Genomic DNA, 12,601 nt, shown 5'->3' with positions numbered 1-12,601 from the left:
TAGGCTTGGACCGATGGAGCGCTGGGTCAGGTTGTTCAGGTGGCTGTGGGCCACCCCCTGGCCCGTGTATGCGCTGACGATGGTGCAGGCCAACATCATCGGCGCGGTCTTCGTCTTCTCGTTCCTGCGCTTCGTGTTGCCGATGGACCGGTTCCTGGACCTCGACGAGTTCCGGTTCCTCAACCAGTACCTCTTCATCGGCTACCTCTTGCTGGCCTTCATCGGCGGCGTCATCGCCTCGACCCTGCTCCTGTTACCCGTACTCAGGGTGGACCGGGCGGGGGCGGAGTTCGACGGCGCCATCCGTCGCCGCACCCTGCGCCTGCCGTTCCACCAGGCGATCATCTCGGGCGCGATGTGGGTGATCGGGACCCTGCTGTTCGTCGCCGTCAACGTCGGCCACTCCCCCAGGCTGGCTCTCATCGTGGCGGTGACGAGCCTCTTGGGCGGGAGCACGACAGTCCTCATCTCCTATCTCCAGGCCGAGCGGATCATGCGGCCGATCACCGTGCGCGCGTTGGCCAGCGGCGTGCCGGCCAACCGGCACGTCCCCGGTGTCCGGCGTCGGATCTTCCTGGGCTGGGCGCTGACGACGGTCATCCCGATCGCGGGCATCCTGCTCATCCTCACCGGCCACTGGTTCGGACTGTTCGGTGACGATCCCGTGCACATCCTGGTCGCGCTGGCGGTCCTGGCGAGCGTCGCCGTGATCGCCGGCGCGATCGGCATGGGGCTTGTCTCGGACTCGATCGCCGACCCCGTCCGCGAGATGCAGGCGGGCGTCAGCCGCGTCAAGCAGGGCGACCTCGAGACCCGCGTGACGATCTACGACAGCTCGGAGATCGGCCGCCTCGCGCAGGGCTTCAACGAGATGGTGACCGGCCTGCAGGAACGCGAGGCCATCCAGGACCTGTTCGGCCGCTACGTCGGCGAGGACGTCGCCCGCAACGCCCTCGAGCGCGGCACCGAGCTCGGTGGACAGGAGCGGGAGGTCGCGGTGCTGTTCGTCGACCTCACCGGGTCGACCGAGTTCGCGGCAGCGCACGAGCCGGCCGAGGTCGTGTCCGTGCTCAACGAGTTCTTCCGGATCGCGGTCGAGGCCGTCGACTCCAACGGCGGGTACATCAACAAGTTTCAGGGTGACGCGCTCCTCGCGGTCTTCGGCGCGCCCCTCGAGGTGGACAACGAGGCCGGCCGCGCTCTGCGCGCCGCCCGCGCGCTGCAGAGCCGCCTCGCCGAGCTGTCGCCGCTCTCGGCGGGCATCGGCGTGTCTTACGGGACCGTCATCGCCGGGCACATCGGTCACGCCAAGCGGTTCGAGTACACGGTGATCGGTGACCCGGTCAACGAGGCCGCGCGCCTGACGACCCTGGCCAAGATGGAGCAGGGGCACGTGCTGGCCTCGGCGGCGACGATCCACCACGCGGACGACCCGGAGGCCGCCCGGTGGGTGCTGGGCCAGAGCGTCGAGCTGCGCGGCCGCGGGATCATGACCCAGCTCGCCCGGCCCCTGCGCCCCACCCTCGCTGATCGGTGGCAGGCGGGCGACACCGTGCGGCGGTCGGCCGGTGAGACCGGGGCCGGCGCGGCGCCCACACCAGAGGCGCGCCCGGCCGCCGCCCCGTCGGCCGACGCGGTCGTCGACGACGCGACGCTCTGACCGGCCCACCGACGGTCAGCGGCGGGAGGAGGCGGCCTTCTTCGCCGGCGCCTTGCGCGCACCCGACTTCTTGGCGGGCGCCTTCTTGGCCGGCGGCGACTTGGCCCGGCGCTCCGAGAGCAACTCGGAGGCGCGCGCGTCGGTGAGACTCTCGACGGTGTCGCCCTTGCGCAGCGACGCGTTGGACTCACCGTCGGTCACGTACGGGCCGAACCGGCCGTCCTTGACCAGCATCTGCTTGCCGGAGACCTCGTCGATGCCCATCTCGCGCAGCGCCTTGGGCGCGGCGGCCTGGCGGCCCCGGCGCTTGGGCTCGGAGTAGATCTTCAGCGCCTGCTCGAGCGTCACCGTGAACACCGCGTCCTCGGACTCGAGCGTGCGCGAGTCGGTGCCCTTCTTCAGGTACGGCCCGTACCGGCCGAGCTGCGCGGTGATCTCGTCGCCGCTGGTGGGGTCGACGCCCACGACGCGGGGCAGGGACAGGAGCTTGAGCGCGTCCTCGAGGGTGACCGTCGCCGGATCCATGGACTGCATGAGCGACCCGGTCCGCGGCTTGGGACCCGTGGGGTTCTCGGAGTCCTTCTTGGCCTTGCGCGTGACGGCGGCCTTGGCCTTCGTGGCGGCCTTCTTGGCCTCGGCCTTGGCCTCGTCGTCCTTCGCGGCGGCGATCGCGGCGTCGCGCTCGGCGTCGATCCGCTTCTTCTCCGCCTCGGCGTCGGCGAGCACCTTCTTCGCCCACGCGGCCTTCTCGGCGTCGCTGGGCTCGGGCAGCTTCTCGGTGACGTAAGGCCCGTAGCGCCCGTCCTTGACGACGATCTCGTGCCCGGTCTCGGGGTCGACGCCCAGCGGGCGCCCGTCCTGCGGGGTGGCGAAGAGCTTCTCGGCCACCTCGAGGGTGAGCTCGTCGGGGCTCATGCCCTCGGGCAGGTTGGCGCGCTGCGACTCCTCTTCGCCGGACTCGCCCTGCACCATCCGCTCGAGGTAGGGACCGTAGCGACCGACGCGCACGTGGACGGGGCGTCCCTCGGCGTCGTCGAACACGCGGATCGAGTTGATGCTGCGGGCGTCGATGGCCTCGAGGTTGACGTCGACGAGGTTCTTCAGCCCCACCGCGTAGTGCGAGTCAGCGTCGCCATCACCCGCCTCGCCGTCGCCCCCCGGGCCGCCGGCGCCGAAGTAGAAGCGGCGCAGCCAGTCACCCCGGTTCTCGCGGCCCTCGGCGATCGCGTCGAGCTCGTCCTCCATGAGGGAGGTGAAGTCGTAGTCGACGAGCCGACCGAAGTTCTGCTCGAGCAGCCCGACGACCGCGAACGCCACCCAGCTGGGCACGAGCGCGTTGCCGCGCGAGTAGACGTAGCCGCGGTCCTGGATGGTGCGGATGATGCTGGCGTAGGTGGACGGGCGGCCGATGCCCATCTCCTCCATCACCTTGACGAGGCTCGCCTCGGTGTAGCGTGCCGGCGGGCTGGTGGTGTGCCCCTCGGGCGCGAGGTCCGAGCCGGTGAGGGGCTGCCCCTCGGACAGCTGCGGCAGGCGCCGTTCGGCGTCGTCGGCCATGGGCTTGTCGGAGGACTCGGCGGGCTCGTCGGCGGCCTCGACGTAGGCCTTGAGGAAGCCCGGGAAGGTGATCGTGCGGCCGGACGCGGAGAAGGTGGCACGGCTGTAGCCGGAGGCATTGTCGCCGGCCTGCCCGCTGATGCGGATGCTCACCGACGTACCTCGGGCGTCGGCCATCTGGGAGGCGACGGTGCGCTGCCAGATGAGCTCGTAGAGGCGGTACTCCTCGGCGTCGAGCACACCGTGGAGCTGGCCGGGGGTGGCGAACGACTCGCCGGCGGGGCGGATGGCCTCGTGCGCCTCCTGCGAGTTCTTGACCTTGCGCGTGTACTGCCGCGGCGTGGGCGAGACGTACTCGCTGCCGTAGAGCTCCGTCGCCTGCGCCCGGGCGGCGGCGATGCCGCCCTCGGACAGGGTCGTGGAGTCGGTCCGCATGTAGGTGATGTAGCCGTTCTCGTACAGCCGCTGCGCGATGCGCATGGTGCGCTCGGACGTGTACCGGAGCTTGCGGCCGGCCTCCTGTTGGAGGGTCGAGGTCATGAAGGGCGCGTAGGGGCGCCGTGTGTAGGGCTTGGACTCGACGGTGTCGACGACGAAGTCGGCGCCGTCGAGAGCGCCGGCCAGCGCCCGGGCCGCGGGCTCGTCGAGCACGACGGAGTCCTTGGCTGCGCCGGTGGTCTTCAGCCTGCCGTCCTGGCCGAAGTCGCGGCCCTGCGCCACACGGGCGCCGTCGACGGCGGAGAGTTTGGCGGTGAAGCTGCGTGGCTCACCGGCGTCGCCTCCGGCCGAGCGCTGCGTGGCCAGGGTGGCGGTGATGTCCCAGTAGTCGGCGGCGACGAACGCCATGCGCTCGCGCTCGCGCTCGACGATGACGCGGGTGGCCACAGACTGCACACGTCCGGCGGACAGCCGCGGCATGACCTTCTTCCACAGCACGGGCGAGACCTCGTACCCGTAGAGACGGTCGAGGATGCGGCGGGTCTCCTGGGCGTCGACGAGGTCGGTGTCCAGCTCGCGGGTGTTCTCGGCGGCGGCGAGGATGGCGGGCTTGGTGATCTCGTGGAACACCATGCGCTTGACGGGGACCTTGGGCTTGAGCACCTCGAGGAGGTGCCAGGCGATCGCCTCACCCTCACGGTCGGGGTCCGTCGCCAGCAGGAGCTGGTCCACCCCCGCGAGCTCCTTCTTGAGCTCGGAGACCTTCTTCTTCTTGTCGGCGCTGACCACGTAGATGGGCTCGAAGTCGTCCTCCGGGTTCACGCCCAGCCGCGCCCACGGTTCCTTCTTGTACTTGGTGGGGATGTCCGCGGCACCCTTGGGCAGGTCGCGGATGTGGCCGACGGAGGCCTCGACCACATAGTCGGACCCAAGATAGGGCTGGATCTTGCGCGCCTTGGTGGCGGACTCGACGATCACCAGGCTCCGCTTGCCGCCTGATGCTGTCTTCTTGCTCGCCACTGGAGTGCTCCCAACCTGCGCTGATCCGTCGACGACGCCCGCCATCGACTCCGGTCCCGGCTACGGTACGCGTGCCGAGGCCTTTCCATACAGATTCATACCAGGCCGGTCCGTCACGGGAGGAAACGCGATCCACCCCTGCGCGGGCCCCGTGAGCCCGCCCGCCCGGACGCCACGACCCCCCGGGACGGTCCGGCCTATTCCTCTATATGCACCCGCGAACGAAAGCGCCCCCTCGTCGTCGTCCCCCCAGGCCACACCGGCGAGAGTGGCAGAGATAGACAGGTCGGTCTATGATGAAAAGGAACATCCACGGCCGCGGATTGCAACCTGTTACAGTTCCGGCAATCCGGTCGTGGCCGCGGGCTACGCCGTAAAAGGCGTACCGTCGATGGCCGTACGGGAGCCACGACGAGTCCCGACCATCACGACTTTCTGGAGGTCAGCAGCGGTGGGCAATGCGTCCAAGACCAAGCTGGACAAGGTGGTCATCCGCATCGCGGGTGACTCGGGTGACGGCATGCAGCTCGCCGGTGACCAGTTCACGTCCGAGGCGGCCGCCTTCGGCAACGACCTCGCGACCCAGCCCAACTATCCGGCCGAGATCCGGGCTCCCCAGGGCACCATCCATGGTGTCTCGAGCTTCCAGATCCAGATCGCGGACTACGACATCCTCACCGCCGGTGACCGGCCCGACGTGCTGGTGGCGATGAACCCCGCCGCGCTGAAGGCCAACATCGGCGACCTGCCCTCGGGCGGCATCCTCATCGTCAACTCCGACGAGTTCACCAAGCGGAACCTGACGAAGGTGGGTTACGAGTCCAACCCGCTGGGCTCGCCGGCGTTCGAGGCGTTCCAAGTGCACGAGGTCGCGATGAGCACGCTGACCATCGGTGCCGTGGAGTCGGTCGACATCGGCAAGAAGGACGCCGAGCGCTGCAAGAACATGTTCGCGCTCGGTCTGCTGATGTGGATGTACGGGCGCACGGTCGACTCGATCGAGAAGTTCCTGTCCGACAAGTTCGGCAAGAAGCCGACCATCCTCGAGGCCAACACCCTCGCGCTGCGGGCGGGCTGGAACTACGGCGAGACCACCGAGGCGTTCGCGTCGGAGTACGAGATCGCCCCCGCCAAGCTGCCCGCGGGCCGCTACCGCCAGGTCACCGGCAATACCGCGATGGCCTACGGGCTGGTGACCGCGGGCAAGTCCGCCGACATGCCCGTCTTCCTGGGCACCTACCCCATCACGCCGGCCTCGGACATCCTGCACGAGCTGAGCAAGCTCAAGCAGTTCGACGTAACCACCTTCCAGGCCGAGGACGAGATCGCCGGTATCGGCGCGGCACTCGGCGCCTCCTACGGCGGCGCCCTCGGCGTCACCTCGACCTCCGGCCCCGGCCTGGCCCTCAAATCCGAGGCCATCGGCCTCGCGGTGATGACCGAACTGCCGCTGGTGATCATCGACGTCCAGCGCGGCGGCCCCTCGACCGGCCTGCCCACCAAGACCGAGCAGTCCGACCTGCTGCAGGCGCTGTTCGGCCGCAACGGCGAGTCGCCGGTGGCCGTGGTGGCCCCCCGGTCCCCCGCGGACTGCTTCGACGCCGCCCGTGAGGCCGCCCGCATCGCGGTCACCTACCGCACGCCGGTCATCCTGCTCTCGGACGGCGCGATCGCCAACGGCTCCGAGCCGTGGCTGCTGCCCGAGGTCGACGCGCTGCCGAAGATCGACAGGAACCTGGCCCCCGCACCCGAGGGTGAGGACGCCAAGGACTACCTGCCGTACGCCCGTGACCCGGAGACCCTCGCCCGCGACTGGGCCGTGCCCGGTACCGCGGGCCTGGAGCACCGCATCGGTGGCCTCGAGAAGGCCAACGGCACCGGCAACATTTCCTACACGCCGGACAACCACGACCTCATGACCCGCACGCGCGCCCTGCGCATCGCGCGCATCGACGTGCCGGACCTCGAGGTCGACGACCCGTCGGGAGAGGCCGATGTCCTCGTCGTGGGCTGGGGCTCGTCCTACGGCCCCATCGGCGAGGCCGTGCGCCGCGCCCGCGCCAACGGCCACCGCGTGGCCCGCGCGCACGTGCGTCACCTCAACCCGCTGCCCCACAACATCGGCGAGGTACTCGGGCGCTACCGCCGCGTACTGGTGCCGGAGATGAACCTCGGTCAGCTGTCGATGCTGCTCAAGGCCCGCTTCCCCGCCGACATCCAGCCCATCACCAAGGTGCACGGCATGGCGTTCTCCGCCGAGGAGCTGCAGAACGCGATCGAAGCCGAGTTCGCCGGCCGCCTCACCCACGCCGAGCACGACAAGTACCGAGTCGCGCTCGACGGGGTCGTCACCACGACCGGTGAGCCCGCGGCCCGCGCCCGGCAGATCGGCCACACCGCCACCGGCACCACCACCGCCAACCGAACCCGCTGACGTCACGAGCGAGGAGAGGATCCCCATGACAACGACCGAACCCGGACTCGTCGGCACCAAACTGCCACTCGACGCCCTCAGCTCGGTGCCCAAGACCGACGCCCCCCAGAAGCCCAAGGACTACACCTCCGACCAGGAGGTGCGCTGGTGCCCGGGCTGTGGTGACTACGTCATCCTGGCCACCATCCGCGCGCTGCTGCCCAAGCTCGGTCTCAAGCGCGAGAACATCACCTTCATCTCCGGCATCGGCTGCTCGAGCCGCTTCCCGTACTACCTCGAGACGTACGGGATGCACTCGATCCACGGCCGCGCCCCCGCCATCGCCACCGGCCTGGCCACCACCCGCCCCGACCAGTCGGTGTGGGTCGTCACCGGTGACGGCGACGCCATGTCCATCGGCGGCAACCACCTGATCCACACGCTGCGCCGCAACGTGAACATGAACGTCCTCATGTTCAACAACCGGATCTACGGCCTGACCAAGGGCCAGTACTCCCCGACCTCCGAGACCGGCAAGGTCACCAAGTCCAGCCCCATGGGCTCGTTGGACCACCCGTTCAACACCCTGTCGCTGGCCCTTGGTGCTCAGGGCACCTTCGTGGCCCGCGCCCTGGACTCGGACCGCAAGGGCCTGACCGAGGTCCTCGAGGCCGCCGCCCGCCACCGCGGCACCAGCTTCGTGGAGATCATGCAGGACTGCCCGATCTTCAACGACGGCTCCTTCGACCTGCTGCGCAAGGAGGACGCCGCCGACCACCTCATCCCGGTGCGTCACGGCGAGAAGATCATCTTCGGCGACGAGGGCCAGCACTGCGTGGTCCGCCGCGGCTTCTCCCTGGCCGTCGCGGCCACCGCGGACGTCGACGAGGCCGACATCGTCGTCCACGACGCCCACACCGACGACCCGACCTACGCCCACGCCCTGGCCAACCTGTCCAGCCAGGACCTGGAGTACACGGTCACCGGCATCATCCGTCAGGTCGCCCGCGACACCTACGACGACCTCGCCCGCGGACAGGTCGAGCACGCCAAGGAGATCGCCACCAGCGATCTGCAGGCCCTCCTCGACGGCTCCAGCACCTGGACGGTCGAGTAGCACCGCACCACGCGCGCCGCGTCCCTCGAGGCCGACGGCGCACGCACCACCGCTCACGGGGGCGGTCACCGGCTCACACGCGCCGGGTGACCGTCCCCGTGACGCGTCCGCGGGTGTCCCACGTCCGCTCGACGACGTCGGCGACGCCGTGCTGGTCCACGCGGACCGCGGTCGTCGATCGGGTGCCGTAACTCCCGCCGATACGGACGAACCTCGACGACAACCGCCACTCGTGCGACAGGGGCACGCCGGTGCGGGGCATCGTCCACGGCGCGGCCGGGCGGCGGTCCGCCAGTACATCGAGCAGAGCCCGCGACCAGTCCGGGCCTTCGATGAGGTCGGTGCCCAGCAGCGTCCGCACGTCACGGACCGCGCCGACGACCTTGGGCCACGGCGTGTTCAGGGCCGCGTTGGACAGTCCATGGACGCCGTCGTCCAGAGGTAGCGGGCCGCGCGTGGACCGGTTGGAGGCCCACCACATGGCGTCGAGGTCACCGGCGAGGAGGTTGACGCCCCCGTAGGCGTCGAGGCCGTCGACGACGAGGTGGGCGAACTCCGTGACCGGCACCGGACCGGTGAGCGCCTCGACCGGCAGCTCGCCACGCGACGCCGGCGCGGGGATCGCCGGCCCGGGCTCGCGGACATTGGTGACCGCGGCGAACCGCCCGCCCGGCGCCATGGACATCCAGGTCCCTCCGGCGGTGATGTCCCGGCCGGCGACGATGCCCGCGACACCGTCGTGCTCCAGCGTCCACTCGTGGAGCGGCTCGGTGGGACGGGCGAGGACCTCGTCCCGGTTGGCCACCACGATGAGCGGGTAACGGGGGTGGACCCGGCGGGCGACCACGAGCATGCACATACCCCCACGGTACGTCGACCTGCGCCGGGGCACCGCGACGCCGGGGGCGGGGCGGCGCGCGGCGGGGGGTGTGCAGCGCCGCGTCAGCCGGGCCAGTACTCCGCGGGCACCCCGGCGGGCGGCGCGCCGACGTACTGCGCCAGCCGCGCCCGCGCCTTGGCCGTCCCCAGTCGCAGCAACGGACCGCCGCCCTTGGACCCGACGTACGTCGTCCGGATACCGACCCGCTCCAGTGCCGCACGCAGCGCGTCCCGGCGGGGGGCGTGGTGCTCCAGCCCGGCGTCGATGCCCAGCTCGACCACCCCGGTATCCGTGATGTGGCCGGCGGTGAGGACCCAGATGCGCAGCGCCCCGGCCGAAGGGGTCCACCCCTCCGGGACCGCGGTGACGGCGCCCCGCCGCCAGCGGCGTACCACCGGCACCAGCACCGACGTCCGCGCCGTGGAGACCGTGCACCGGCCGTCGGCATCCGGGTCGGAGCGCACGGGATCCAGTCCCGCCTGGGTGAGAGTCGCCTCGAACGCATCCGCCCGCCACGGGGCGTCGAGCGCCACCGACACCTGCGCCACCTCGCCGGCCAGGGTGGACTGCCCACGGGCGGCCAGCACACCCTCGAGGTCCGAGGGGTCGGGGACATGGTCGTCCGCGGCGAAGAACGACAGCTGCGTCACGGAACAGAGCCTACGGTCGGCCCCCGACACCGCCGACCCCGACACGGCGCGAGGCCCCCACCGCGAGCGCGGCGGGGGCCTCGTCGTGCCGGACCGGATCGGTCAGAGGGCGCGGACCTCCTGCGCCTGCGGGCCCTTCTGCCCCTCGCCCACCTCGAACTCGACGCGCTGGTTCTCCTCGAGCGACTTGAAGCCGGTGCCCTCGATGGAGGAGTAGTGGACGAAGAGGTCGGCCGAACCGTCCTCGGGAGCGATGAACCCGTAGCCCTTCTCCGCGTTGAACCACTTGACGGTGCCCTGTGCCATGTTTACTGCGTTCCTTTTCCGTACTGCCAGGTGCGACTCGCGGGATGGCCGCGCGTGTCGGGCCGACGCCCCCGTTCACCGGCTGCCCGGTGGGCGGTTGTGACGACCGGCTCCAGTAGACCACGACAACAGCGGGAGGAGAACAGATCTTGGGCACGTCGGTCCTCCGCCGTCGGCGAATCGACCGGCCGGGCGGATCCCTCTACGGTCGAAGGGTGACGACTTACGGACGCGAACTCCTGGGCCACCTGCTGGAACAGCTCCCGCCCGGTCCGTCGCCACTGACCCACGCCGCCGACCTGCCCGCCCGCGAGGCGCGGTACGCCGACTGGCCCACCTGGGCCCACCCCGGCCTGGTCGACGAACTGCGCGCCCGCGGCGTCGACCGGCCCTGGGCACACCAGGTCGCCACCGCCGAACACGCGCACGCCGGTCGACACGTCGTGGTGGCGACGGGAACCGCGTCCGGGAAGACCCTCGGCTACCAGCTGCCCGCGCTGAGCGCCCTCGCCGAGGACCGCAACGCCTGCGTCCTCTACCTGGCCCCGACCAAGGCCCTCGGGCAGGACCAGCTGTCGTCGGTGATCTCGCTGGTGGACTCCGTGCCCGGGCTCTCTCACGTCGCACCCGCCTCCTACGACGGAGACACCCCGTCCGACGCCCGACCCTTCATCCGGGAGAACTCCCGGTGGATCGTCACCAATCCTGACATGCTCCACCTGTCGATGCTCGGCAGAGCCCGCCAGTGGACACGAATCCTGCGGGGGCTCCGCTTTGTCGTCGTCGACGAATGTCACTCCTACCGCGGTGTGTTCGGCTCCAACGTCTCCCTGGTCTTACGCCGGCTCGACAGGTTGGCCCGCGCCATGGGCGCGGCGCCGACCTTCGTCCTGGCCTCTGCCACCACCTCCGACGCCGGGGCCGCCGCTACCACGCTGGTCGGCCGCGAGTGCGTGGAGGTCACCGACGACGCCTCGCCCCAGGGCGGCCGGACCGTCGCGCTGTGGGAACCACCGCTGATGGAGGGCCTCGCCGGCGAGCACGGCGCGCCCGTCCGCCGACCCGCGCCCGTCGAGGCGTCGGCGCTCATGGCCTCCCTCGTGGCCGAGGGCGCGCGCACCCTGACGTTCGTGCGGTCCCGCACCGGTGCCGAAGCCACCGCGCTGCGCGCCCGCGAGCGCCTGGCCTCGGAGCACGGGGCGCGCGGCCTCGAACTCGCCGGCCGCATCGCCGCCTACCGCGCGGGCTACCTCGCCGACGACCGCCGCGAGCTCGAACGCGGCCTCGCCGAGGGCGAACTGGTGGGCGTGGCTTCGACGTCCGCGCTCGAGCTGGGCGTGGACATCTCCGGTCTGGACGCCGTGGTCAGCGCGGGCTTCCCCGGCACCATCGCCTCGTTCTGGCAGCAGGCCGGCCGCGCCGGACGCCGCGGCCAGGGCGCGCTGGTCGTGCTGGTCGCGCGCGACGACCCGCTCGACACCTACCTCGTCCACCACCCCGCCGCGCTGCTCGGCCGCCCCGTCGAGGCCACCGTCACCGACCCACGCAACCCCGTCCTGCTGGCGGGGCAGCTGCGGTGCGCGGTGAGCGAACGGCCCATGACGCACGACGAGGCGCGGGCCTGGGGCGCGACCGAGGTGCTCGAGGACCTCTCCGCGCGCGGGCTCGTGCGACGCCGGCCCGCGGGCTGGTACCCGGCCGCCGACGACCACACCCCGCACGCCGAGGTCGACATCCGGGGCACGGGCGGCGCGGAAGTGGTGATCGTGGACGCGGTGGACGGCCGCATGCTCGGGACGATCGACTCCGTCCGCGCCCGCTCGCAGGTCCACCCCGGCGCGCTGTACCTGCATCAGGGCGAGTCGTTCATCGTCGACGAGCTCGACCTCGACGAGGGGCTGGCGCTGTGCCACCCCGAGGTGCCGGAGTGGACGACCTCCGCGCGCGAGCAGGTGTCGATCGACCTGATCGAGACGCTGGAGACGGCGCCGGCCGGACCGGTCACGCTTTCGCTGGCCGACGTGGAGGTCACCACCCGCGTCACCGGCTACCAGCGGCGGCTGCGCGGCGGGGAGATTCTCGACGTGCCCCCGCTGGATCTGCCCGGGACGACCCTCGCCACCCGGGCGGTGGTCTACACGCTCACCCCGCAGCTCCTGCGGGTGGCCGGGCTCGAGGAGGCGGACTGGCCGGGGGCGCTGCACGCGGCCGAGCACGCCGCGATCGGGCTGCTGCCCCTGGTCGCCACGTGCGACCGCTGGGACATCGGCGGGGTCTCCACCGCCCTGCACCCCGACACCGGCCTGCCGACGGTCTTCGTCTACGACGGTTATGCGGGCGGCGCGGGTTTCGCCGAGCGGGGATTCCGCCGCGCGACCTCGTGGCTGCGGGCGACCCTCGACGCGATCCGCGCCTGCGAGTGCGAATCCGGTTGCCCCTCGTGCATCCAGTCCCCCAAGTGCGGCAACGGCAACGACCCGCTCTCCAAGCCGGGTGCGATCGCGCTGCTCACGGAGGTGGTCGGGCAGCTCGCCGGGGTCGCCGGGTAGCGGGCCGCCGG

The 12,601-nt window shown here is 71.2% G+C and carries 8 protein-coding genes; 4 read left to right on the top strand and 4 right to left on the bottom strand.

Annotated features, from left to right (window positions below; genetic code table 11):
- Positions 1–13 precede the first annotated feature (13 nt).
- Positions 14–1,660: an adenylate/guanylate cyclase domain-containing protein gene (locus A6035_RS02915; protein ID WP_244192518.1), complete on the top strand. Its 1,647-nt coding sequence runs from the start codon at positions 14–16 to the stop codon at positions 1,658–1,660.
- A 15-nt stretch (positions 1,661–1,675) separates the two neighbouring features.
- Here the strand turns inward: A6035_RS02915 and topA are convergent, their stop codons facing one another.
- Complete coding sequence (topA, locus tag A6035_RS02910; protein WP_412523656.1) at positions 1,676–4,720, bottom strand: type I DNA topoisomerase; 3,045 nt, start codon at positions 4,718–4,720, stop codon at positions 1,676–1,678.
- A gap of 406 nt (positions 4,721–5,126) precedes the next feature.
- On the opposite strand from topA, the gene A6035_RS02905 reads away from it, so the two are divergent.
- Positions 5,127–7,109 (top strand): 2-oxoacid:acceptor oxidoreductase subunit alpha, encoded by a 1,983-nt coding sequence (locus A6035_RS02905; RefSeq protein ID WP_108846532.1) that lies wholly within the window; start codon positions 5,127–5,129, stop codon positions 7,107–7,109.
- A 25-nt stretch (positions 7,110–7,134) separates the two neighbouring features.
- Positions 7,135–8,205, top strand: a complete 1,071-nt coding sequence (locus tag A6035_RS02900; RefSeq protein WP_108846531.1) for a 2-oxoacid:ferredoxin oxidoreductase subunit beta — start codon at positions 7,135–7,137, stop codon at positions 8,203–8,205.
- 73 nt (positions 8,206–8,278) lie between these two features.
- Here A6035_RS02900 and A6035_RS02895 read toward each other — a convergent pair whose 3' ends face one another.
- The 3 genes from A6035_RS02895 to A6035_RS02885 all read right to left on the bottom strand — a co-directional run bounded on the left by A6035_RS02895 (position 8,279) and on the right by A6035_RS02885 (position 10,041).
- Positions 8,279–9,064, bottom strand: a complete 786-nt coding sequence (locus A6035_RS02895; RefSeq protein WP_108846530.1) for an NRDE family protein — start codon at positions 9,062–9,064, stop codon at positions 8,279–8,281.
- A gap of 83 nt (positions 9,065–9,147) precedes the next feature.
- On the bottom strand, positions 9,148–9,735 hold the full coding sequence (locus A6035_RS02890) for a hypothetical protein (protein ID WP_208635558.1): 588 nt from the start codon (positions 9,733–9,735) through the stop codon (positions 9,148–9,150).
- A 102-nt stretch (positions 9,736–9,837) separates the two neighbouring features.
- Positions 9,838–10,041: a cold-shock protein gene (locus A6035_RS02885; RefSeq protein ID WP_007628711.1), complete on the bottom strand. Its 204-nt coding sequence runs from the start codon at positions 10,039–10,041 to the stop codon at positions 9,838–9,840.
- A 215-nt stretch (positions 10,042–10,256) separates the two neighbouring features.
- Between A6035_RS02885 and A6035_RS02880 the strand changes: the two genes are divergently transcribed.
- Complete coding sequence (locus tag A6035_RS02880; protein ID WP_208635557.1) at positions 10,257–12,590, top strand: DEAD/DEAH box helicase; 2,334 nt, start codon at positions 10,257–10,259, stop codon at positions 12,588–12,590.
- The last annotated feature ends 11 nt before the right edge of the window (positions 12,591–12,601 follow it).

This window comes from Dietzia lutea (assembly GCF_003096075.1).
GTDB classification, from domain to species: domain Bacteria; phylum Actinomycetota; class Actinomycetes; order Mycobacteriales; family Mycobacteriaceae; genus Dietzia; species Dietzia lutea.
Note: the sequence above shows the minus strand (reverse complement) of the source record. Positions and strands in the feature narration are given on the sequence as shown.

Bases quoted from the DNA above. Each gene is read 5' to 3' on its own strand.
- A6035_RS02915 (WP_244192518.1), top strand. From the start codon at position 14: ATGGAGCGCTGGGTCAGGTTGTTCAGGTGGCTGTGGGCCACCCCCTGG.
- topA (WP_412523656.1), bottom strand. From the start codon at position 4,720: ATGGCGGGCGTCGTCGACGGATCAGCGCAGGTTGGGAGCACTCCAGTG.
- A6035_RS02900 (WP_108846531.1), top strand. From the start codon at position 7,135: ATGACAACGACCGAACCCGGACTCGTCGGCACCAAACTGCCACTCGAC.
- A6035_RS02895 (WP_108846530.1), bottom strand. From the start codon at position 9,064: ATGTGCATGCTCGTGGTCGCCCGCCGGGTCCACCCCCGTTACCCGCTC.
- A6035_RS02885 (WP_007628711.1), bottom strand. From the start codon at position 10,041: ATGGCACAGGGCACCGTCAAGTGGTTCAACGCGGAGAAGGGCTACGGG.